The sequence below is a fragment of the Pseudomonas sp. microsymbiont 2 genome (assembly GCF_054788395.1).
Genome location: NZ_CM139112.1, coordinates 4584441 through 4605109, shown reverse-complemented (window position 1 = coordinate 4605109; position 20669 = coordinate 4584441). Strand labels below are relative to the sequence as shown.

Annotated in this window: 21 protein-coding genes; 15 read left to right on the top strand and 6 right to left on the bottom strand. The window is 63.1% G+C overall.

Going from position 1 to position 20669, the window contains the following annotated elements; all coding sequences use genetic code 11:
* Positions 1 to 209 precede the first annotated feature (209 nt).
* Genes ACYUME_RS20800 through ACYUME_RS20790 form a run of 3 tightly spaced genes read left to right on the top strand, consistent with a single transcriptional unit; the run spans position 210 to position 4986 of the window.
* A complete protein-coding gene (locus tag ACYUME_RS20800; RefSeq protein ID WP_460416630.1) occupies positions 210 to 2567 on the top strand; it encodes a type VI secretion system Vgr family protein in 2358 nt (785 codons plus the stop codon).
* Between the two features lie 18 nt (positions 2568 to 2585).
* Entirely contained in the window at positions 2586 to 3896 is a 1311-nt protein-coding gene (locus tag ACYUME_RS20795) for a VRR-NUC domain-containing protein (protein ID WP_460416628.1), read from the top strand.
* Positions 3889 to 4986 (top strand): type VI immunity family protein, encoded by a 1098-nt coding sequence (locus ACYUME_RS20790; protein ID WP_279886315.1) that lies wholly within the window; start codon positions 3889 to 3891, stop codon positions 4984 to 4986. Before ACYUME_RS20795 ends, ACYUME_RS20790 begins: the two co-directional genes overlap by 8 nt.
* A 3-nt stretch (positions 4987 to 4989) precedes the next feature.
* Here ACYUME_RS20790 and ACYUME_RS20785 read toward each other — a convergent pair whose 3' ends face one another.
* Positions 4990 to 5553: a L,D-transpeptidase family protein gene (locus ACYUME_RS20785; RefSeq protein ID WP_279886314.1), complete on the bottom strand. Its 564-nt coding sequence runs from the start codon at positions 5551 to 5553 to the stop codon at positions 4990 to 4992.
* Positions 5554 to 5573: 20 nt separating this feature from the next.
* A complete protein-coding gene (locus tag ACYUME_RS20780) occupies positions 5574 to 6128 on the bottom strand; it encodes an NUDIX hydrolase (protein ID WP_279886312.1) in 555 nt (184 codons plus the stop codon).
* Between the two features lie 136 nt (positions 6129 to 6264).
* Between ACYUME_RS20780 and ACYUME_RS20775 the strand changes: the two genes are divergently transcribed.
* The 5 genes from ACYUME_RS20775 to purT all read left to right on the top strand — a co-directional run bounded on the left by ACYUME_RS20775 (position 6265) and on the right by purT (position 9462).
* Positions 6265 to 6864 carry a CoA pyrophosphatase gene (locus ACYUME_RS20775; protein ID WP_279886310.1) on the top strand — a complete coding sequence of 200 codons (600 nt, stop codon included), beginning with the start codon at positions 6265 to 6267 and terminating at the stop codon, positions 6862 to 6864.
* A gap of 43 nt (positions 6865 to 6907) precedes the next feature.
* On the top strand, positions 6908 to 7432 hold the full coding sequence (locus ACYUME_RS20770; protein WP_460416625.1) for a gamma carbonic anhydrase family protein: 525 nt from the start codon (positions 6908 to 6910) through the stop codon (positions 7430 to 7432).
* Positions 7422 to 7619: a DUF1289 domain-containing protein gene (locus ACYUME_RS20765; protein WP_279886307.1), complete on the top strand. Its 198-nt coding sequence runs from the start codon at positions 7422 to 7424 to the stop codon at positions 7617 to 7619. The genes ACYUME_RS20770 and ACYUME_RS20765 overlap by 11 nt, the downstream gene beginning before the upstream one ends.
* Positions 7620 to 7738: 119 nt before the next feature.
* A complete protein-coding gene (locus ACYUME_RS20760; protein WP_279886305.1) occupies positions 7739 to 8206 on the top strand; it encodes a VUT family protein in 468 nt (155 codons plus the stop codon).
* A 74-nt stretch (positions 8207 to 8280) separates the two neighbouring features.
* Positions 8281 to 9462, top strand: coding sequence for a formate-dependent phosphoribosylglycinamide formyltransferase (purT, locus tag ACYUME_RS20755; RefSeq protein ID WP_279886304.1), 1182 nt, complete (start codon positions 8281 to 8283; stop codon positions 9460 to 9462).
* 135 nt (positions 9463 to 9597) lie between these two features.
* On the opposite strand, the gene ACYUME_RS20750 is transcribed toward purT, so the two are convergent.
* From ACYUME_RS20750 to ACYUME_RS20740, 3 genes are all read right to left on the bottom strand, one after another.
* Entirely contained in the window at positions 9598 to 10902 is a 1305-nt protein-coding gene (locus ACYUME_RS20750; protein WP_460416622.1) for an MFS transporter, read from the bottom strand.
* Between the two features lie 241 nt (positions 10903 to 11143).
* Entirely contained in the window at positions 11144 to 12331 is a 1188-nt protein-coding gene (locus ACYUME_RS20745) for a transporter associated domain-containing protein (RefSeq protein WP_279886301.1), read from the bottom strand.
* 9 nt (positions 12332 to 12340) lie between these two features.
* A complete protein-coding gene (locus tag ACYUME_RS20740; RefSeq protein ID WP_279886299.1) occupies positions 12341 to 13150 on the bottom strand; it encodes a cytochrome C assembly family protein in 810 nt (269 codons plus the stop codon).
* A gap of 342 nt (positions 13151 to 13492) precedes the next feature.
* Between ACYUME_RS20740 and ffh the strand changes: the two genes are divergently transcribed.
* The 6 genes from ffh (at position 13493) to ACYUME_RS20710 (ending at position 17644) form a co-directional block, all read left to right on the top strand.
* A complete protein-coding gene (ffh, locus tag ACYUME_RS20735; RefSeq protein WP_050704199.1) occupies positions 13493 to 14869 on the top strand; it encodes a signal recognition particle protein in 1377 nt (458 codons plus the stop codon).
* Between the two features lie 231 nt (positions 14870 to 15100).
* Complete coding sequence (gene rpsP / locus ACYUME_RS20730) at positions 15101 to 15352, top strand: 30S ribosomal protein S16 (RefSeq protein ID WP_011535318.1); 252 nt, start codon at positions 15101 to 15103, stop codon at positions 15350 to 15352.
* A 5-nt stretch (positions 15353 to 15357) separates the two neighbouring features.
* Positions 15358 to 15894 (top strand): ribosome maturation factor RimM, encoded by a 537-nt coding sequence (gene rimM / locus ACYUME_RS20725; protein ID WP_279886297.1) that lies wholly within the window; start codon positions 15358 to 15360, stop codon positions 15892 to 15894.
* 3 nt (positions 15895 to 15897) lie between these two features.
* The gene (trmD, locus tag ACYUME_RS20720; RefSeq protein ID WP_028691588.1) at positions 15898 to 16650 is read left to right on the top strand and encodes a tRNA (guanosine(37)-N1)-methyltransferase TrmD; all 753 of its coding nucleotides are present in this window, start codon (positions 15898 to 15900) and stop codon (positions 16648 to 16650) included.
* 42 nt (positions 16651 to 16692) lie between these two features.
* A complete protein-coding gene (gene rplS / locus ACYUME_RS20715; protein ID WP_011535315.1) occupies positions 16693 to 17043 on the top strand; it encodes a 50S ribosomal protein L19 in 351 nt (116 codons plus the stop codon).
* A 190-nt stretch (positions 17044 to 17233) separates the two neighbouring features.
* The gene (locus ACYUME_RS20710; protein ID WP_279886294.1) at positions 17234 to 17644 is read left to right on the top strand and encodes an acyl-CoA thioesterase; all 411 of its coding nucleotides are present in this window, start codon (positions 17234 to 17236) and stop codon (positions 17642 to 17644) included.
* A 196-nt stretch (positions 17645 to 17840) separates the two neighbouring features.
* On the opposite strand, the gene ACYUME_RS20705 is transcribed toward ACYUME_RS20710, so the two are convergent.
* The gene (locus tag ACYUME_RS20705) at positions 17841 to 19661 is read right to left on the bottom strand and encodes a cation:proton antiporter (protein ID WP_460416618.1); all 1821 of its coding nucleotides are present in this window, start codon (positions 19659 to 19661) and stop codon (positions 17841 to 17843) included.
* A gap of 68 nt (positions 19662 to 19729) precedes the next feature.
* Between ACYUME_RS20705 and xerD the strand changes: the two genes are divergently transcribed.
* Positions 19730 to 20626, top strand: coding sequence for a site-specific tyrosine recombinase XerD (gene xerD / locus ACYUME_RS20700; RefSeq protein WP_460416617.1), 897 nt, complete (start codon positions 19730 to 19732; stop codon positions 20624 to 20626).
* The last annotated feature ends 43 nt before the right edge of the window (positions 20627 to 20669 follow it).

Sequence of the window (20669 nt, the reverse complement as noted above, 5' to 3'; positions counted from 1 at the left end):
CCATCTCAAGGAGATTTTCTTGAGTCTGAAACTGCGATGTAAGAAAGCTCTGGTGTTTGCGGGCAGATGATCACCACCTTGTTCGTTTAAGTAAAAATACAATCTGCGTAGTCTGGCTGCTCTTGTCTGTGTCGTAGGTATGGATCATCCGGATGCGGAGTTCGTGCCTACGCCTGACCTGTCCCATCATGCAACCAAGAATATTGTTCATGCCCAGACAGTCGGACCTGCGCTTCAGTTTCCAGCCCCTGGTGGGCCGCGCCGCATTCGAAGTGGTGTCGTTCAAGCTCGAAGAAGCGCTGAGCACGCCCTTCCAGTTGCACCTGGAACTCGTCAGCCACCAGGACGACATCGATTTCGGCCAACTGCTCGACCAGCCCGTGCTCTTCACCCTCTGGCGCGGCCAGCGCCCGCTGCGCCATGTCCACGGCCTGGTCAGCCGCTTCAGCCAGGGCGACAGCGGCTTTCACCGCACCCGCTACCACGCCCTGGTCGAACCGCAGCTGGTCCGCGCCGCCCTGCGCTCGAACTGGCGCATCTTCCAGCACAAGAGCGTGCCGCAGATCCTCGAACTCATGCTCGCCCGCCAGGGCATCGTGCAGTTCGAACTGGGCACCAGCGTCGACCACCAGGTCCGTGAGTTCTGCGTCCAGGCCGGCGAGACCGACCTCGCCTTCCTCGCCCGCCTCGCCGCCGAGGAAGGCTTCGTCTACCGCTTCGAGCACAGCGAAAAGCACCACAAGCTGCTGATCAGCGACCGCCTGCTGGCCTTTGGCCTGATCGCGCGGGGCGACGACGATCAAGACCCTGCCCGCCTCATCGGCGAGCCGGCCCTCGCCCCGCACAGCGTGCTGTACCACGCCAACGGCGGCGGCGACCAACCGCGCCCGTGCCTGCGCCGCCTGCGCTACAGCGAGCAGGTACGCAGCACCCGCCAGGTGCAGCGCGACTACACCTTCACCAACCCCGCCTACCGCCAGGAGCACACCGCCGTCAGCTACGAGGTGCCGCCCGGGGCCAACGAGTACGAGCGCTTCGACTACCCCGGCCGCTACAAGCGCGACGTGGTCGGCAAACCGTTCACCGCGACCCGCCTCGCCACCCTGCGCCATGACGCGCGCATCGCCGAGGTCGAGGGCGACGACCCGCGTCTGCAGCCCGGTTTGAGCTTCACCCTGGTCGGCCACCCGCGGGCCGACCTCAATGTGCATTGGCGGGTGGCCACGATCCGCCACGAGGGTAGCCAGTTCACCAGCCTGCAGGAAGACGCCGCCGACGCCAGCCGTGGCAGCCACTACGTGCAGCACGCGCAGCTGGTGCCCGGCATGGCCGAGTGGCGCCCCGAGCCGCTGCCCAAGCCACGCATCGACGGCCCGCACATGGCCACCGTGGTCGGCCCGCCCGGCGAGGAGATCTATTGCGACCAGTGGGGTCGGGTCAAGGTCAGCTTCCCCTGGGACCGGGAAAGCCGCGACAACGAGTTCAGCTCCTGCTGGGTGCGCGTTTCCCAAGGCTGGGCCGGCGGCAGCTGGGGCGCGATGGCCATTCCACGGATCGGCCAGGACGTGGTCATCCAGTACGTCAACGCCGACCCCGACCAGCCGATGATCACCGGGCGCACCTACTGCGGCAACCAGCTGCCGCCGTACGACCTGCCCGAGCACAAGACGCGCATGACCATCAAGAGCCAGACCCACAAGGGCGATGGCTTCAACGAGTTGAGGTTCGAGGATGAGCTGGGGCGCCAGGAGGTGTTCATCCATGCCGAGCGGGACCAGAACAATGTGGTCAAGCACGATGAGACCACGCGAGTAGGGCACGATCGAAGCGAATGTGTGGGGCACGATGAACGTATCGAAGTCGGGCATGACCGCGTAGGGCAGGTGAGCAACGATGAGACGCTTGTGGTTGGGCGTGATCAGAGAAGTCAAGTTGGACAAGACAGGTTCGATGCCACGCACCGTGATCTGGAACAGATAATCAGGCGCCACTCAACGACCCATGTGGGCGGAGACCTAAATGAGAAAATTAATGGTCATCGTGAGTCCCTGACAGACGGCAACTCGCTTCACCAGGTCGGTGGACGTTATCAGCTGTCTGCAAGAGAAGCGATTGAGGTGACGTCTCCCGATATTACCATTCAGGCTGGGAGGCGCCTGTCCTTGGTTGGACCTTCGGGGCGGATTGTTATCGATGACAGTGGCATATCGATAGAGGCGACTCATATAAAAGTCAACGGCCCGTTGAATGTCCAGACAGCATCTCAAGGTGGCATTCACTGGGTTGGGGAGGGGGTTGCTCCTGCCGGTGACCTTCAGGAGTTTTTTCAGCTCATCAATGCCGAGACTGGTCAGCCTTTGGTGGACCACCCTTATGAGGTCAGGCGCAGTAATGGAAGTATTTTCCGTGCGAACTCTGACGAGCACGGCAGAACACGCGTGTTCAATTCCTGCTTTTCAGAGTTATTCGAGATTTTTCCGCTGAGTCTCGACGCTCGTAGTAAAAGAATTTCGGCCAGCTACTGGGATGATGAAGCTGATGGTATGGAGTTGGACTTCAAAGATTGAATACTCCCGGAGTCGAAGATGGAAAATAGAAATGAAGGACGCAAAGTTGCCAGCCGTCCTTGTAACTCCAGAGTTGTGACAACCACAAAGCCGACTGCGACGGGTGCTGTTGTTCCTGTAACCGACCATCCCGATCTCTGGTATCTGTGCGAGAAGGCCAACTACGCTCAGCGCTTTCCCTATGTTCGTAGTGGCGACAATCGCGCAATGTATCAGCGGCGGGTTTCGTATTGGGCGCGGTTGGATAATGAAAACTTCGAATACCGGTTTCCTTACTGTGGGGAGGTCGGCTTCAACATGGCTCATCGTCCGCCCAGCCCGGTGATGAGCCTGAAGGAGCCGTACCGCCCCAGTACGTTCCCACTGTCGAAATATTCACTCATGCGCAACAAGTTGCTTGATGGATTGTCCGCCTTGTTTCTCGAGTATGATCTGCTCGACAAGCGCGAGGTGGAAGTTATGCTGGCGCGCCAAGACCTCGAGGACGGAGAGAGAATCCACATTGATCGTCGAATTACCAGGATTCTGGAAGGTGGTCATGTCAAAGGCTTGCTGCGGATTCCGGACATCGTCCGGCTGAGAACTTTCCATGAACCTGGCGTGGCACAGTACAGTCAGGGCAATTTGCAATCTGTTATCGAGATGAAATTTCCCGGTGATGTCCTGTCGCCTGCCCAGCAGGAAGCCTATGAACTCATTGCCGGGCCAGCGGGTCTGCGAGTCATGTACACGGAAACTTGCGAGTGCGCCGACCGAGAACAATGGCGGGAATGGGTAAGGGTCAGCGAGAAAGAACCTGTCTACAAGCCTATCCAGCAGGTTACTCGCCTGGGCTCGCGAATGAGTATCGAGAAAAACAAGCTGCTCGTCGCCCGTATCGATGCGGAACATGACGCGGTCAGGCGGTTACTGGGGGTTCAGGGGCCTGAGGCCCAAGGTCCTCAGTGGGTCGGGATGACTGATAGCCACGCTGCCCAGGCAAGCAATCGAAGGTCCGTGGCAGGAATGGAAATGGTTCTGGCTGCGCCTTTCGTGGCAGTCGGATCTGTTGCCGTTGCCGCACTTGCTGCTCCTGGCAGCGCGTTGTCTTCTGGCTCCACGGTTGCTCAAAGTGCAGGTCAGACGGTCACGTTCCGAGCAGTCCTAGAAGCGGCGCGCAAGTGGGTCCCTGCTTCGGTTGGGGGAGCAGCACCTGCAATGGCGAGCGAGGCGCCCGATAGGGCGAAGAGCAGTACCGTTCGCGAGCGGAACTGGAGCGAGTACGAGCTTCCCTCTTTGCAGAAAACCTATGTGCTTTGGGAAAACGCGGCGGTAAATGTTTATGAGTGATGATGAGTTTTTCGAGGGTTTTGCAAGAAGTCGCAATGACTTTTTATATGTCGATGATCGAGATGAAAGCAAAGTGGTAATAGATGTTGGTATTACCGCGGCTTTTCATGTCATGGGGGCTTACACGTCAGCCGGTCGTCAGCGTATTGCCGACGCCGTGCAAATATACTGCCGTTATCATGGTGAAAAATTGAAGTGGGGCTACACAGGGGCGGATGACCTGCAGGAGCATGACTACTCGCCAGCGAGCGCGATGGCGACGCTTGCCTATTTGAGGAAAGACGGGTTTGCAGAACCTCTGGCATTCCGCTGGGCTTGCGAAACGGGTTACGGGCAGGTCGCAAGTTACATGATCGATGGTTACTCACCTGCCGGCTGGGTCGAGGATATTCATGGCACCTTCACGACTATTCGGTTCTATCTGCCTATCGACGAGATCCTCGAAGGGCGTAAGTCTCGTTTCGAGTCATTGCTCAAGGAAATGCTCGAAGTACTCGCTCCCTCACATGCCGCGGCGGGTTTAGGCATACAGCACACCTATCAGTGGGAAGACTTCCAGCATATCGAGTACCAGATCGCCATGGCCTATCAAGGGCTGGATGTGGTTCGTCCGCGCGGCAATCCAAGCTGGCGCTCGGGCTACAGCAACCTCAACTGGTACACCTATATCAATAGCCAATGGATGGGCACACTGGGCACCCAGGACACCCTTCTGGCAACTCTGGATGACGTAAGGGTGGACATACAGTCGCTGGCAGATGGCATGCTGTTTCGCGCTGGTGACTGGCCTGTGTTGTGGAAAGTAGGCGTCGATCAACGGCCAGCGTTGTATGTGAGAGTCAATGAGGCAATCAAGACGTTGCGAGTAACCGATGCAGGGGCATTTCACTATGGGTCGATTGCCGGAGAGCCACGCATGAACCCGCTCGTCAGCAATGCCTGGATCAGGCGATTCGACCTGCCGGCTGGAATGGAGCTGCCGAGGACGCCCGTGCCGTATAGGCGTATATCGAAGGCGGAGCTGGAGCGCGCCGCAAGCAACAAGAAAATACTCGATGATTTTGTGGCATCCACGCCCCGCCACGACTGAGTCTCAGGGCCGAATCTCGATCAGCGTGCCGTCCTTGACCATGCTCCACACTTCCTGCATGTCGTCGTTGCGCATGGCGATGCAGCCCTCGGTCCAGTCGAGGGTGTGGAAATACCACTCCGGGTAATCCTCGTTGATCGGTGTGCCATGGATCATGATCATGCTGCCGGGCGCCACGCCTTCACGCCGGGCCTTGGCCGCGTCGCTGATATTGGGGTAGGAGATGTGCATGGACAGGTTGAAGCGGTCGCTGGTCTTGCGCCAATCCAGCCAGTACAGGCCCTCGGGCGTTTTCTTGTCGCCCTCGCGCTCCTTGGCGCCCTTGGGCTGCTTGCCCAGGGAGATACGGTAGGTCTTGAGCGGTTCGCCTCGGCTGATCAGCTGCAGGCGGCGCTCGGACTTGATCACCAGCACCTTGTCGATCATGCGCTCCTGCTGGGGCGTGCCGAGGGCTGGCTGGACCGGCGACGGGGTGGCCGACGGGGTCTGGCGGATGATGGTCTCGGTGAAGGCCGCTTGCGACACCGAGACGACACTGAGGCAGAAGAGGGCAAGCAGCCAGCGCATGAAACCTATCCCTGAAAACTTTAGGTGGTGGACGACGAGACGTTCATCGGCGGCAGGTATTCATGGCCTATCGGGTAGTGCTGCCTGATGCGGTCGCGATAATAGCATTCTAGTGTGCGTGTGACGGTGCGGAAAGCCAGCTCACTCCAAGGAATTTCGTGCTCCTCGAACAGCCGCACTTCCAGGCTCTCGACGCCGACGGCGAAGTCCAGGTCGGCGAGCTCGGCGCGAAAGAACACATGCACCTGGTTGATGTGCGGCAGGTCGAACAGCTGGTAGAGCGTGGTTTCGCCGACCCGGGCGCAGGCTTCCTCGACGGTTTCGCGACGGGCGGCCTGGTCGAGGGTCTCGCCGTTCTCCATGAAGCCGGCGGGCAGGGTCCAGAAACCGCGGCGCGGCTCGATGGCGCGGCGACACAGCAGCACCTGGCTGCCCCAGGTGGGCAACACGCCGGCGACGATATTGGGGTTCTGGTAGTGAATGGTATGGCAATGCTCGCACACGTAGCGCAGGCGGCTGTCGCCTTCGGGAATTCGCTGGGTGACCGGTTGGCCGCACGCGCTGCAGAATTTCATGCTTTATTCATTCCTGTGGGGTCGGGCTATCTTGGCGCGCTCGACCCGTCCACCGCAAGCGGCCTACGGGCGGGGCTTGGGTGCCTCGCGGCTTTGGTGCATCATGCGGGGCAGGCCTTGGAATCGAGAGTGCGTAATGCTGGACGAGCTTCTTCGCCGAATGAGCAACCACACCCCGGCATCGCTGGAGGTGGACCGCCGCTTTCCCGAGGCGGCGGTGCTGCTGCCCATCACCCGCAGCGACGAGCCGGAGCTGGTCTTGACGCTACGGGCCAAGGGCCTGTCCACCCACGGTGGAGAAGTGGCATTCCCTGGTGGTCGACGCGATCCGGAAGACCCTGACCTGGTGTTCACCGCCCTGCGTGAAGCGGAAGAGGAAATCGGCCTGCCGCCCGGCCTGGTGGAGGTGCTTGGACCGCTCAGTCCACTGGTCTCGCTGCACGGCCTGAAGGTGGTGCCATTCGTCGGCTTGATTCCCGATTATGTCGAGTACCGCGCCAACGACGCGGAAATCGCCGCCGTGTTCAGCGTGCCGCTGGCGTTTTTCCGCCAGGACCCGCGCGACCATACCCACCGTATCGACTATCAGGGCCGCAGTTGGTACGTGCCCAGTTATCGCTATGGCGACTACAAGATCTGGGGCTTGTCGGCGATCATGATCGTCGAGCTGGTCAACCTGCTGTTCGATGCCGGCATCAGCCTGCACCAGCCACCCGAGCGTTTCATCCAGAACTGAGCGGGGCTCACCCCGCCATCGACGCAACCGTGAGGAGCGATACATGAAATACCGCCTGGGCGACCTGCGGGTCGAGACCCATCCCGAGAGCTGGACCGCGCCCAACGCCACCCTGATCGGCAGGGTGCGTCTGCAGGCGCGTGCCAGCGTGTGGTTCGGCGCGGTGCTGCGCGGCGACAACGAGCTGATCGACATCGGCGAGGACAGCAACGTCCAGGATGGCACGGTGATGCACACCGACATGGGCTCGCCGCTGACCATCGGCAAGGGCGTGACCATCGGCCACAACGCCATGCTGCATGGCTGCACGGTGGGCGACTACAGCCTGATCGGCATCAACGCGGTGATCCTCAACGGCGCGCGCATCGGCAGGCACTGCATCATCGGCGCCAATGCGCTGATCCCCGAAGGCAAGGAGATCCCCGACGGTTCGCTGGTGATGGGCTCGCCAGGCAAGGTGGTGCGCGAGCTCAGCGAGCAACAGATGCGCATGCTCGAGGCCAGTGCCGCGCACTATGTGGAAAACGCCAGGCGTTACGCGCGCGAGTTGGTGATCGATGAAGACTGACGAACGGCCGGTGGCCTCGCCCTGTGTCAGCGTCTGCGCGCTGGACGAGCAGGACATCTGCACGGGCTGCCAGCGCACGGTGGACGAGATCAGCCGCTGGGGGCGGATGGACAACGCCGAGCGCCGTGCCGTGCTTGCGCTTTGCCATGCGCGGGCGGTGGCGGCGGGGCTGATCATCGGGCTGTAGGCCTCTTCGCGGGCAAACCCGCTCCCACAGGATCCTCGCTGTCTCTGGCTGTGGGAGCGGGTTTACCCGCGAAGAAGCTGGCGCTAATCTGTGCGGCTTGCCCACCAAACACACAGACCATGTTCTATCTCATCGCCTACATCAGCAGCGTGGTGCTGATCAACTACGCCTTTTCCAGCGCACCGCACCTGGACGTGATCTGGTCCGCCTGGGGCGGACTGGTGTTCATCCTGCGCGACATGGTGCAGACCCGCTACGGCCATGGCGCGTTGCTGGCCATGCTGGTGGCGTTGGTGCTGTCCTACGTGACCTCGGAGCCGGCCATCGCTTTGGCCAGCGCCACCGCGTTCTTCGTCTCCGAACTGATCGACTGGCTGGTGTTCAGCGTCACCCGCCGGCCCCTGCGCGACCGCCTGTGGCTGAGCTCAGCGCTGAGCATTCCGGTGGATACCTTCATCTTCTTCGGCATGATCGGCGCGCTGACCCCGGCGGTGATCGGCACGGCGCTGGCCTCGAAATTCGCCGGGGTCACGGCGGTCTGGTTGATCATGGCCTGGCGGGCACGGCGCGCAGTAGCCACATCCTGATGTAGAATACCGGTCCATTTTTCAGCGGGCGGCAGCCAGCGTGGCGCGGCCCCGGACGCCTTCGAGGACCTGAAATGACCCGTATCGGAACCCCATTGTCGCCCACCGCGACCCGTGTACTGTTGTGCGGCTGCGGCGAGCTGGGCAAGGAAGTGGTGATCGAGCTGCAGCGCCTGGGCGTCGAGGTGATTGCCGTGGACCGCTACGCCAATGCGCCAGCCATGCAGGTCGCGCACCGCAGCCACGTGATCAACATGCTCGACGGCGTCGCCCTGCGCGCGGTGATCGAAGCGGAGAAGCCGCACTACATCGTGCCCGAAATCGAGGCCATCGCCACCGCCACCCTGGTGGAGCTGGAGAACGAGGGTTTCAATGTGGTGCCCACGGCCCGCGCCACCCAGCTGACCATGAACCGCGAAGGCATCCGCCGCCTGGCCGCCGAGGAGCTGGACCTGCCGACCTCGCCGTACCACTTCGCCGATACCTTCGAGGATTACAGCAAAGCGGTCGCGGACCTGGGTTACCCGTGCGTGGTCAAGCCGGTGATGAGTTCCTCGGGCAAGGGCCAGAGCCTGCTGCGCAGCGCCGACGACCTGCAGAAGGCCTGGGACTATGCCCAGGAGGGTGGCCGCGCCGGCAAGGGTCGGGTGATCATCGAGGGTTTCATCGACTTCGAGTACGAGATCACTTTGCTGACCGTGCGCCATGTCGGTGGTACCACCTTCCTCGAGCCGGTCGGGCACCGCCAGGAGAAGGGCGATTACCAGGAGTCCTGGCAGCCCCAGGCGATGAGCCCGAAGGCGCTGGCCGAGTCGCAGCGCGTGGCGCAGGCGGTCACCGATGCGCTGGGTGGCCGTGGCCTGTTCGGCGTGGAGTTGTTCGTCAAGGGCGACCAGGTGTGGTTCAGCGAGGTCTCGCCGCGTCCGCACGACACCGGTCTGGTGACCCTGATTTCCCAGGACCTGTCGCAGTTCGCCCTGCATGCCCGGGCCATTCTCGGCCTGCCGATCCCGGTGGTGCGCCAGTTCGGCCCGTCGGCCTCGGCGGTGATCCTGCCGCAAGGCCAGTCGCAGCAGACCAGCTTCGCCAACCTCGGCGCCGCCCTGAGCGAACCGGATACCGCCATTCGCCTGTTCGGCAAGCCGGAGATCAACGGCACCCGCCGCATGGGCGTGTGCCTGGCGCGCGACGAGTCGGTCGAGGCCGCCCGGGCCAAGGCTACTCGTGCTTCGCAGGCGGTCAAGGTCGAGTTCTGATCTGAGATTGCTGGGGGCGCCTTGCGCCCCTTTCGCGACACAAGGCCGCTCCTACAGGGATCGCATAACCCCTGTAGGGGCGGCCTTGCCGAGACGTCGGACCGGTCGGAAAGGGCTGCAAAGCAGCCCAAGGGTTCAAAGCTCTGTATTACGGGTTTCTTTGAGACACAACACGGCAATCAGACTGATCACCGCCGCCACCGACACATATCCCCCCACCCAGCTCAATCCCCCCATGCTCACCAGCTTCTGGGCAAAGAACGGTGCCGCCGAGGCGCCGACGATGCCGCCCAGGTTGTAGGCAGCCGAGGCGCCGGTATAGCGCACATGGGTCGGGAACAGCTCCGGCAGCAGCGCGCCCATCGGCGCGAAGGTCACCCCCATCAGGAACAGCTCGATGGCCAGGAACAGCGCCACGCCCGTGGTCGAGCCCGAGGTCAGCAGCGGTTCCATGGTGAAGCCCGAGGCGATCGCCAGCAGGCCGCCGACCACCAGCACCGGCTTGCGCCCGTAGCGGTCGCTGAGCCAGGCCGACAGCGGCGTGGCCAGGGCCATGAAGACCACGGCGAAGCACAGCAGGCCGAGGAAGGTCTCGCGGCTGTAGCCCAGGGTGGTCACGCCATAGCTGAGCGAGAACACCGTGGAGATATAGAACAGCGCGTAGCACACCACCATGGCCGCGGCCCCCAGCAAGGTGGGCAGCCAGTACCGGGCGAACAGATCGACCACCGGCATCTTCACCCGCTCGTGGCGGGCGACCGCCTTGGCGAACACCGGGCTCTCCTCCAGTTTCAGGCGCACATACAGGCCAACCAGCACCAGGGCGGCACTGAGCAGGAACGGAATGCGCCAGCCCCATTCACGGAACTGCTCATCGCTGAGCACCAGGGCCAGGGTGAGGAACAGGCCGTTGGCGGCGAGGAAGCCGATCGACGGGCCAAGTTGCGGGAACATGCCGAACCAGGCGCGCTTGCCCTCGGGTGCGTTCTCGGTGGCCAACAGTGCCGCGCCACCCCATTCGCCACCCAGCCCCAGGCCCTGGCCGAAGCGCAGCACGCAGAGGATGATCGGCGCCCATACGCCGATGCTGTCGTAGCCGGGCAGCACACCGATCAGTGTGGTGGAGACACCCATCAGCAGCAGTGAGGCGACCAGGGTCGATTTGCGCCCGATACGGTCGCCGAAGTGGCCGAACAGCGCCGAGCCCAGCGGTCGGGCGAGAAAGGCGATGCCGAAGGTGAGGAACGCCGCGAGCATCTGCGCGGTGCCCGATCCGGAGGGAAAGAACACCGGGCCGATCACCAGCGCGGCGGCGGTGGCGTAGACGTAGAAATCGTAGAACTCGATGGCGGTGCCGATGAAGCTGGCGGTGGCCACCCGGGCCGGAGAATTGACCGGGGTCGCCGAGGCAGGTTCGGCGTAGGTGCTGCTGGTAGTCATGCGAAGGTCCCTGACAGTCATGCTCCATGGGGCACGGCCCATGTGACGGGCACACGGGAGCCGGAGCGTATTGTTGTTGGTCGCCCGACTGACGATAGCCCAAGGGATAGGGGAGGAACGGGTGCTGTTCAGGGTGTCGAAGCAGGACCGCGGGGCATGTCGGTGGTGCGGACTGGCCGTGGGGCGCCGGGTGCGGGTAGCAGGCGGACGGCAGGGCTGGGTAAGCGTGGACCGAGTATAGCTATCGAGTCACGGTCCAGACCAGTACCTTGCTGGCGCAGTTGTCCTCGGTCTCGAGGATCTCCAGGCGGTAACGGCCGATTTTCAGGCACACCGCGCTTGCCGGGATGCTTTCCAGGGCTTCGGTGACCAGGCCGTTGAGGGTTTTCGGCCCGCCGTCGCAGGGCAGGTGCCAGCCGAGCGTGCGATTGATCTCGCGCAGCGATGCGGTGCCTTCGATGACGAAGCGTCCATCGGGCTGAGGGTGGACATGGGGGTTGTCGAGGCTGTGCTCGTCCTCGAACTCGCCGACGATCTCTTCGAGAATGTCTTCCAGGGTGACGATGCCCAGCACTTCGCCGTACTCGTCCACCACCACGCCCATGCGCCGCTGCTGCTTGTGGAAGTTCAGCAACTGCATCTGCAGCGGGGTGCTCTCGGGGACGAAGTAGGGCTCGTAGCAGGCCGCCCGGAGCTTCTCCAGGGTCAGCTCGGCCCGCGGCAGCAGGTGGCTGATCAGTTTGGTGTTGAGCACCGCTTCGACCTGGTTGATGTCGTTGTGGTAGACCGGCAGGCGTGTGTGGCGGCTGACGATCAACTGCTCGATGATGCGTTCGATGGGGTCGTCGAGATTGACGCCGTCGACCTCGTTGCGCGGTACCAGGATGTCGTTGACGGTGATCTTGTCCAGCGCCTGCAGGCCATCCAGCAGGCCGGGGCGTGGCATATCGCCGGTGGCATCTTCATCGGCTTCGTCATCTTGCTGCGGATGCAGGGCCACGGCGCTCGGCTGCACGCGGAACGGGCGCAGGATCAGCCGGGCGCAACCATCGAGCAGGCAAGCTGGCGGCTGCAGCAGCGCCAGTGGCAGTCTCAGCAGGTTACCGCCCAGGCTCAGGAAGGACTGCGGGTTGCGTCGGGCCAGGCGGCGCGGCAGGTACTCGGCGAGCACCAGCAGGCCAAGGGCGGCGCCAAGGCCGGCCAACCAGAAGCCATGCTCGCCGCTGTAGCGCTGGCCGATCAGGCAGGCCAGGCCCAGTACCAGCAGCTTGCCGAGGCTGGCGCCGAGCACCAGGCCCTGGGCGGGCAGGGCGGGGTCCGCCTGGCCGTTGAGCTGCTGGCGGGCGGCATCCACCGCGGTAAACAGTGCCGACCACAGCAGGGCCAGTGCGATGATGCCGAGCAATGGGGCGTACGGCAGGGTGTCCATGGGCGGCCGTCAGATGTGCAGGATGAATTCGCGGACCAGCTTGCTGCCGAAGTAGGCCAGCATCAGCAGGCAGAAGCCGGCCAGGGTCCAGCGGATCGCCTTGTGGCCGCGCCAGCCCAGGCGGGTACGGCCCCACAGCAGCACGCTGAACACGATCCAGGCCACGCAGGCCAGCAGCGTCTTGTGCACCAGGTGCTGGGCGAACAGGTTGTCGAGGAACAGCCAGCCGGAAACCAGCGACAGCGACAGCAGCACCCAGCCCGCCCACAGGAAACCGAACAACAGGCTTTCCATGGTCTGCAACGGCGGGAAGTTGCGGATCAACCCGGACGGGTGCTTGTGCTTGAGCTGGTGGTCCTGGAGCAACAGCAGCAGAGCCTGGAACACGGCGATGGTGAACAGGCCATAGGCCAGGATCGACAGCAGGATATGCGCGAGGATGCCCGGTTCTTCGTTGATCAGCGGTGCCGTGCCGGGTGGCGCGAACTGGGCCAGCAGCGCGGTCACCGCGCCGAGCGGGAACAGCAGCACCAGCAGGTTTTCCACCGGGATGCTCAGGCAGGCCAGGAGCGTGAGACCGATCACTGCCGCGGCGATCAGGCTGGCGGCGCTGAAGAAGTCCAGGCTCAGGCCCAGCGGGGTGATCAGCTGGAAGAACAGGGCGCCACCCTGGGCGGCGACCGCCAGGGTGCCGAGCAGGCCAAGCAGCCGTTTGTCGGCGCGGGCGCCACGGGCCAGGCCGGTGGCCTGATAGACGGTCGCGGCCAGATAAAGGAAGGCGGCGATCAGATTGGGGATGAGGCTGGGTGAAGAGAACATAAGTCCTGGCAGGCAAGCCCTAAAGGGACGGAGTTTGGCATAGATCGCGGTGGGCAAGGAAGACCAGGAAGCCTTGCTCCGGTGCCTGGCGGGCGACTTGTGCCCCATATGCCGGCCTCTTCGCGGGTAAACCCGCTCCTACAGGGGCATACGCGATCTTTGTGGGAGCGGGTTTACCCGCGAATCAGGCCGGCATGGCCACCGAATATCCAGCGGTCCGGCGCCAAGGTGTGCGCCACCGTCGCTCTCAGCTATAATCGCCGCCTTGCTCTGCCCGGCGCGTGTACATATTCACCTGGGCACCTGAAAAACCTCGGCTTCACTGGGCCTGAAAGGATCACCATGTTCGAAAACCTGACCGACCGCCTGTCACAGACGCTGCGCCATGTCACCGGCAAGGCCAAGCTGACCGAAGACAACATCAAGGACACGCTGCGCGAAGTGCGCATGGCCCTGCTCGAGGCCGACGTCGCCCTGCCGGTGGTCAAGGATTTCGTCAACAGCATCAAGGAGCGCGCGGTCGGCACCGAGGTGTCACGCAGCCTGACCCCGGGCCAGGCCTTCGTGAAGATCGTCCAGGCCGAGCTGGAAAGCCTGATGGGGGCGGCCAACGAAGAGCTGACGCTCAACGCCGCTCCGCCTGCAGTCGTGCTGATGGCCGGTCTGCAGGGCGCCGGTAAGACCACCACCGCCGGCAAGCTGGCGCGCCACCTGAAAGAGCGCAAGAAGAAGAGCGTGATGGTGGTGTCGGCCGACGTCTACCGTCCGGCGGCAATCAAGCAGCTCGAAACCCTGGCCAATGACATCGGCGTGACCTTCTTCCCGTCGGACATCAGCCAGAAGCCGGTGGCCATTGCCGAGGCGGCGATCCGCGAAGCCAAGCTCAAGTTCATCGACGTGGTGATCGTCGACACCGCTGGCCGCCTGCATGTCGACGCCGACATGATGGACGAGATCAAGGCCCTGCACGCTGCGGTCAAACCGATCGAAACGTTGTTCGTGGTCGACGCCATGACCGGCCAGGACGCCGCCAACACCGCCAAGGCCTTCGGCGACGCCCTGCCGCTGACCGGCGTGGTGCTGACCAAGGTCGACGGCGACGCCCGTGGCGGTGCCGCGCTGTCGGTGCGCGCGATCACCGGCAAGCCGATCAAGTTCATCGGCATGGGCGAGAAGACCGAAGCCCTGGAGCCGTTCCACCCGGACCGTATCGCTTCGCGCATCCTCGGCATGGGCGACGTGCTCAGCCTGATCGAGCAGGCCGAGCAGAACATCGACAAGGCCAAGGCCGACAAACTGGCCAAGAAGCTGAAGAAGGGCAAGGGCTTCGACCTCGAGGACTTCCGCGACCAGCTGCAGCAGATGAAGAACATGGGTGGCCTCGGCGGCCTGATGGACAAGCTGCCCAGCATCGGTGGCGTGAACCTGTCGCAGATGGGCAATGCCCAGGGCGCTGCCGAGAAGCAGTTCAAGCAGATGGAGGCGATCATCAACTCCATGACCCCGGCCGAGCGCCGCGACCCCGACCTGATCAGCGGCTCTCGCAAGCGCCGTATCGCCCTGGGTTCCGGCACCCAGGTGCAGGACATCGGCCGCTTGATCAAACAGCACAAGCAGATGCAGAAGATGATGAAGAAATTCTCCGCCAAGGGCGGCATGGCCAAGATGATGCGTGGCCTTGGCGGGATGCTGCCGGGTGGCGGCATGCCGAAACTGTAAGGAATCCGGTGGGTTTCCTTATAAGAGGAAGCCCGCCAGAACCCCGCTACGGCGGGATCATGGCCGCCGCGAGGTGGCCCAAACCGGCGAAACTGAGCGGCAGGCCCTGGCTTTGCCGAAAAAGGCATTTGCAAATGTCCGTGTATTCCCCGAGAATATGCGGCCTTTTGGGCACCCGTGTGCCCATTGGGCATTCAGTTTTGCAGCACCGACTATAGGAACGATGTTCACATGGTAACCATTCGTCTGGCCCGTGGCGGCTCGAAAAAGCGCCCATTCTACCACCTGACCGTGACCAACTCGCGTAACGCCCGTGACGGCCGTTTCGTTGAGCGCGTTGGCTTCTTCAACCCGATCGCATCGGGCGCCGAAGTCAAGCTGTCGGTCAACCAAGAGCGCGTCACCTACTGGCTGAGCCAGGGCGCACAGCCGTCTGAGCGTGTTGCTCAGCTGCTGAAGGAAGCTGCCAAGGCTGCAGCCTGAGCAGTATGAACGCGACGCCAGAAAAGGCTGACGACCTCATCGTCGTTGGCAAGATTTTTTCGGTTCACGGCGTTCGCGGCGAGGTGAAGGTGTATTCCTTTACCGATCCGATTGAAAACCTGTTGGATTATCCGCGCTGGACGCTCAGGCACGAAGGCAAGGTAAAGCAGGTCGAGCTGGTCAACGGTCGTGGCTCCCAGAAGGGCCTGGTCGTGAAACTCAAAGGCCTCGATGATCGTGATGAAGCCCGTCTTCTGAGCGGTTACGAAATCTGCATCCCGCGGAGCCTTTTGCCCAACCTGGCAGCCGACGAGTACTACTGGTACCAGTTGGTGGGCCTGAAGGTCATCAATCAGGACGAACAGCTGTTCGGCAAGATCGATCACCTGTTGGAGACCGGCGCGAACGATGTAATGGTGGTCAAGCCCTGCGCAGGCAGCCTGGATGATCGCGAGCGTCTGTTGCCCTATACCGGGCAGTGCGTGCTGGCAATCGACCTGGAAGCAGGCGTGATGCGGGTTGAGTGGGACGCGGATTTCTAAACGATGGGTAACCTTCGCGTAGACGTCATTACGTTGTTCCCCGAGATGTTCTCGGCCATCACGGAGTACGGCATTACCAGCCGCGCGGTGAAACAGGGGTTGCTGCAAGTGACCTGCTGGAACCCGCGGGACTACACCACAGATCGCCACCACACCGTGGACGATCGGCCGTTTGGCGGTGGTCCGGGCATGGTGATGAAGATCAAGCCTCTGGAAGACGCCCTGGTTAGCGCCAGGCAGGCAACCGGAGCATCGGCAAAGGTGATCTACCTTTCGCCACAAGGCCGCAAGCTGACCCAGCAGGCGGTCAAAGGCCTGGCCGAACAGGAATCGTTGATCCTGATCGCCGGTCGTTATGAAGGCATCGACGAGCGCTTTATCGAGGCTCATGTCGATGAGGAGTGGTCGATTGGCGACTATGTGCTTTCCGGTGGCGAGCTGCCGGCCATGGTACTGATCGATGCGGTTACACGGCTGCTGCCCGGAGCTTTAGGGCATGTGGACTCGGCGGAGGAAGACTCTTTCACCGACGGTCTGCTGGATTGCCCGCACTACACCCGACCTGAGGTGTATGCGGATCAGCGTGTTCCCGACGTGTTGCTAAGTGGCAACCATGCACATATCCGGCGTTGGCGGATGAAGCAGTCCCTTGGTAGGACCTTCGAACGACGCGCCGATCTTCTGGAAAGTCGCTCGCTTTCTGGAGAAGAGAAGAAGCTGCTCGAGGAATACATCCGCGAGCGGGACGATAGTTAAACGTATCGATGGTGGATCGAGTATCCATCTTAGGAGCACAGCATGACCAACAAGATCATCCAGCAGCTCGAAGCCGAGCAGATGAGCAAAGAGATCCCGACCTTCGCGCCAGGCGACACCGTTGTCGTCCAGGTTAAAGTGAAGGAAGGCGACCGCTCGCGTCTGCAGGCGTTCGAAGGCGTTGTTATCGCCAAGCGTAACCGCGGTCTGAACAGCGCCTTCACCGTGCGCAAGATCTCCAGCGGCGTTGGCGTAGAGCGTACCTTCCAGACCTACAGCCCGCAGATCGACAGCCTGGCCGTGAAACGTCGTGGTGACGTGCGTAAAGCCAAGCTGTACTACCTGCGCGACCTGTCCGGCAAAGCCGCTCGCATCAAGGAAAAACTGTCCTGAGTACAGTTTGCCTGGCGGCCTAGGCCGCCTTGCGAGAAAAAAGCAGCCTTCGGGCTGCTTTTTTGCATTTTGCGATTTGTGTTGGCTGCTTCGCGGGTAAACCCGCTCCCACAGGTTCATCGCCCTCTGTGGGAGCGGGTTTACCCGCGAAGCAGGCGACCTTGCTTTCAGACTTTGCGATGTGAATCCTATGACGACGTCCCGAGACCAGGAAATCCAGCGCCGCACCGAGTTGTCGGTGACCCGCGTGACCAAGGCGGTGTTCCCCAACACCACCAACCACCACAACACCTTGTTCGGCGGCACCGCCCTGGCGTGGATGGACGAAGTGTCGTTCATCGCCGCCACCCGCTTCTGCCGTCTGCCACTGGTGACGGTGTCCACCGACCGTATCGATTTCAAGCACCCGATCCCGGCTGGTTCGATCGTCGAGCTGGTGGGCACGGTGATCAAGGTCGGCAACACCAGCCTGCAGGTGCAGGTGGATGTGTTCGTCGAGAACATGTACCTCGATGGCCGCGAGCGGGCGATCCATGGCGTGTTCAGCTTCGTCGCCATCGACGAGGACAAGCGCCCGGTGCCGGTGCTGTCGTTGGCTTGATTGCCTCAGGTGGATTTGGCGCAACCTTTGTAGAAGGTCGCCCCGCCCTTCGGACTTTGCTGTCGCGCAGGGAGCTGTACCTCTGTGGGAGCGGGCTTGCCCGCGAAGCAGGCGCCGCGGTATGTGGCACCGGCTTTGCCGGTGTTCGCGGCGGTACGGCGGTCCGACAGGCCCCCTCCCACAGGGTCAAGGTGGATCAATGCGCCACAGGCTGTTCGGTCAGCTCCGGCTCCACCAGCGCCACCAGTGTCCACCCAGGCTGCGGCTTGAGCGGGTTGTCCGGGCTGGCCACATGCACCCAGCCTTGCCCATCCCGGGCGAACAGCAGCGTGGCCCGGGGGCCATGCAGCTGCTGGTAGTCGCCCCAGTCGAAGGCCTCGGTCAGCGTGGTGCTGTACAGCTCGGCACCCTGGTGCAGCAGCTTGGCCAACTGCCCATAGGTCATCGGGCTCGACCCAAGCAATTGCCCGCGATGCTCCTCGCTGGCACGGTGCTTGTCGCTGCGCTGTTTTTCCAGGCCGCTGGCCAGCACGAACAGCCGGGCCTGGCCGAAATCATGGCGAAAGCGCGCGCAGGCCAGGGCATTGAGCTCTCCCGCCGGCGACAGGCCGAGCAGGTGGCCCAGGCCGACCAGGTCGAGGTGAGCGTCGGCGTGCTGCGAGGCGGGGTTGCCAAAGTAGGTCGGCAAGTTTTCCATGCGCGCGGCGCGGATGTTCTCCCAGCTCGAGTCGGTCAGCAGTACCCGGCAGCCCAGTTGTTGCAGGGCTTTGGCGATTGCGCGGGCGGGCGGGTTGGCGCCGACGATGAGGAAGCCGCTCGGCGCCGGCTCCGCCACCTTGAGCAGGCGCGCCAGGGGCCTGGCCGTGGCGCTCTGCAGCACCACGGTGCCGATGATCACGGCGAAGGTCAGCGGCACCAGCAGCAGGGCGCCCTCATGGCCAGCCTCATCGAGACGAATGGCGAAGATGGCCGAGACGGCGGCGGCCACGATGCCTCGTGGGGCGATCCAGGCCAGTAACGCCCGTTCCCGCCAGTTCAGCGTCGAGCCCAGGGTCGCCAGCCAGACGTTCAGTGGCCGCGCCAGCAATTGGATCACCAGCAGCAGCGCCAGCACCGCCGGGCCCAGCGCCAGCAGCGCATCCAGGTCGAGTCGAGCGGCCAGGAGGATGAACAGGCCGGAGATCAGCAGCACGCTGAGGTTCTCCTTGAAGTGCAGGATCTGCCGTACATCCACGCCGGGCATGTTGGCCAGCCACATGCCCATGACCGTGACCGCCAGCAGGCCCGACTCGTGGACGATCTGGTTGGCGGCGATGAAGATGCCCAGCACCGCTGCCAGCGAGGCCAGGTTGTGCAGGTATTCCGGCAGCCACTGCTCGCGCATGACCTGTCCCAATAGCCAGCCGCCGGCGACGCCGAGCGCGCTGCCGCAGAAAATCACCCCGGCGAAGGTCGCCAGGCTCTGGCTCAGCCCGTTGCCAGCGACGTTGGCGATGATGAAGCTGTACACCACCACCGCCAGTAGCGCGCCGATCGGGTCGATGACGATGCCTTCCCAACGCAGGATGTTGGCGATGGCCGCCTTGGGTCGCACCACGCGCAGCATGGGCACGATCACCGTGGGACCGGTGACCAGGGTCAGGGTGCCGAACAGGATCGCCAGGGGCCAGTCGAAACCCAGCAACCAGTGGGTGGCCAGGGCGATCACCAGCCAGGTACTCAGCGCGCCGATGGTCACCAGGCGATGCACCACGCTGCCGATCTCGCGCCATTGCGACAGGTGCAGGGTGAGGCTGCCTTCGAACAGGATCAGCGCCACGGCCAGTGATACCAGTGGCATCAGCAGCGGGCCGAACAGCGCCTGGGGCTGCAGCCAGCCGAGCACCGGTCCTGCGAGAATGCCGCACAGCAGCAGGAACAGGATCGCCGGCAGCTTCAGACGCCAGGCCAGCCATTGGCACAGCAACGCGGCGGCGCCGATACCCCCGACACTCAAAAGAATCTGCTGTTCGTTCATGCGCTCTCCCTCTGCATGCGTCGATATGAAAGACTAAGCGCCATTTCGCCGTTTGCCACCGAGTTTTCATGCCTGCACTGGACCACCCACTGATCGACCAGTTCCTCGATGCCCTCTGGCTGGAGAAGGGACTGTCCGACAACACCCGCGCTTCGTACCGCAGCGATCTGGCGCTGTTCAATGGTTGGCTCCAGGAGCGCGGCGTGGCGCTGCCCGATGCCGGCCGCGAGTCTATCCTCGACCACCTGGCCTGGCGTTTCGACCAGGGCTACAAGCCGCGCTCCACCGCGCGCTTTCTTTCCGGTGTGCGGGGCTTCTTCCGTTACCTGCTGCGCGAGCGTCTGGTCGCTGTCGACCCGACGCTGCAGGTGGACATGCCGCAACTGGGCCGGCCGTTGCCGAAGTCGCTGTCGGAGGCCGATGTCGAAGCCCTGCTGCAGGCGCCGGACCTCGGCGAGGCCATCGGCCAGCGCGACCGTGCCATGCTCGAGGTGCTCTATGCCTGTGGCCTGCGCGTGACCGAGCTGGTCAGCCTGACCCTGGACCAGGTCAACCTGCGCCAGGGCGTGCTGCGGGTGATGGGCAAGGGCAGCAAGGAGCGCCTGGTGCCGATGGGCGAGGAGGCGGTGGTGTGGATCGAGCGCTACCTGCGCGATGGCCGCGCCGAGTTGCTGGGCGGGCGCCCCAGCGACGTGCTGTTTCCCAGCCAGCGCGGCGAGCAGATGACCCGCCAGACCTTCTGGCACCGCATCAAGCACCAGGCGCGGGTGGCCGGCATCGACAAGCCGCTGTCGCCGCACACGCTGCGCCACGCCTTTGCCACGCACCTGCTCAACCATGGCGCCGACCTACGCGTGGTGCAGATGTTGCTGGGCCACAGCGACCTGTCCACCACGCAGATCTACACCCATGTGGCCAAGGCGCGGTTGCAGGAACTACACGCTTTGCATCACCCTCGAGGTTGACGCTCGGGCGATCATCCAGCAGATTCTGAAACCTCAAACGCTC

Excerpts from the sequence above, each read along its gene's own strand:
- ACYUME_RS20800 (WP_460416630.1), top strand. The coding sequence starts at position 210 with ATGCCCAGACAGTCGGACCTGCGCTTCAGTTTCCAGCCCCTGGTGGGC.
- ACYUME_RS20795 (WP_460416628.1), top strand. The coding sequence starts at position 2,586 with ATGGAAAATAGAAATGAAGGACGCAAAGTTGCCAGCCGTCCTTGTAAC.
- ACYUME_RS20790 (WP_279886315.1), top strand. The coding sequence starts at position 3,889 with ATGAGTGATGATGAGTTTTTCGAGGGTTTTGCAAGAAGTCGCAATGAC.
- ACYUME_RS20785 (WP_279886314.1), bottom strand. The coding sequence starts at position 5,553 with ATGCGCTGGCTGCTTGCCCTCTTCTGCCTCAGTGTCGTCTCGGTGTCG.
- ACYUME_RS20780 (WP_279886312.1), bottom strand. The coding sequence starts at position 6,128 with ATGAAATTCTGCAGCGCGTGCGGCCAACCGGTCACCCAGCGAATTCCC.
- ACYUME_RS20775 (WP_279886310.1), top strand. The coding sequence starts at position 6,265 with ATGCTGGACGAGCTTCTTCGCCGAATGAGCAACCACACCCCGGCATCG.
- ACYUME_RS20770 (WP_460416625.1), top strand. The coding sequence starts at position 6,908 with ATGAAATACCGCCTGGGCGACCTGCGGGTCGAGACCCATCCCGAGAGC.
- ACYUME_RS20765 (WP_279886307.1), top strand. The coding sequence starts at position 7,422 with ATGAAGACTGACGAACGGCCGGTGGCCTCGCCCTGTGTCAGCGTCTGC.
- ACYUME_RS20760 (WP_279886305.1), top strand. The coding sequence starts at position 7,739 with ATGTTCTATCTCATCGCCTACATCAGCAGCGTGGTGCTGATCAACTAC.
- purT (WP_279886304.1), top strand. The coding sequence starts at position 8,281 with ATGACCCGTATCGGAACCCCATTGTCGCCCACCGCGACCCGTGTACTG.
- ACYUME_RS20750 (WP_460416622.1), bottom strand. The coding sequence starts at position 10,902 with ATGACTACCAGCAGCACCTACGCCGAACCTGCCTCGGCGACCCCGGTC.
- ACYUME_RS20745 (WP_279886301.1), bottom strand. The coding sequence starts at position 12,331 with ATGGACACCCTGCCGTACGCCCCATTGCTCGGCATCATCGCACTGGCC.
- ACYUME_RS20740 (WP_279886299.1), bottom strand. The coding sequence starts at position 13,150 with ATGTTCTCTTCACCCAGCCTCATCCCCAATCTGATCGCCGCCTTCCTT.
- ffh (WP_050704199.1), top strand. The coding sequence starts at position 13,493 with ATGTTCGAAAACCTGACCGACCGCCTGTCACAGACGCTGCGCCATGTC.
- rpsP (WP_011535318.1), top strand. The coding sequence starts at position 15,101 with ATGGTAACCATTCGTCTGGCCCGTGGCGGCTCGAAAAAGCGCCCATTC.
- rimM (WP_279886297.1), top strand. The coding sequence starts at position 15,358 with ATGAACGCGACGCCAGAAAAGGCTGACGACCTCATCGTCGTTGGCAAG.
- trmD (WP_028691588.1), top strand. The coding sequence starts at position 15,898 with ATGGGTAACCTTCGCGTAGACGTCATTACGTTGTTCCCCGAGATGTTC.
- rplS (WP_011535315.1), top strand. The coding sequence starts at position 16,693 with ATGACCAACAAGATCATCCAGCAGCTCGAAGCCGAGCAGATGAGCAAA.
- ACYUME_RS20710 (WP_279886294.1), top strand. The coding sequence starts at position 17,234 with ATGACGACGTCCCGAGACCAGGAAATCCAGCGCCGCACCGAGTTGTCG.
- ACYUME_RS20705 (WP_460416618.1), bottom strand. The coding sequence starts at position 19,661 with ATGAACGAACAGCAGATTCTTTTGAGTGTCGGGGGTATCGGCGCCGCC.
- xerD (WP_460416617.1), top strand. The coding sequence starts at position 19,730 with ATGCCTGCACTGGACCACCCACTGATCGACCAGTTCCTCGATGCCCTC.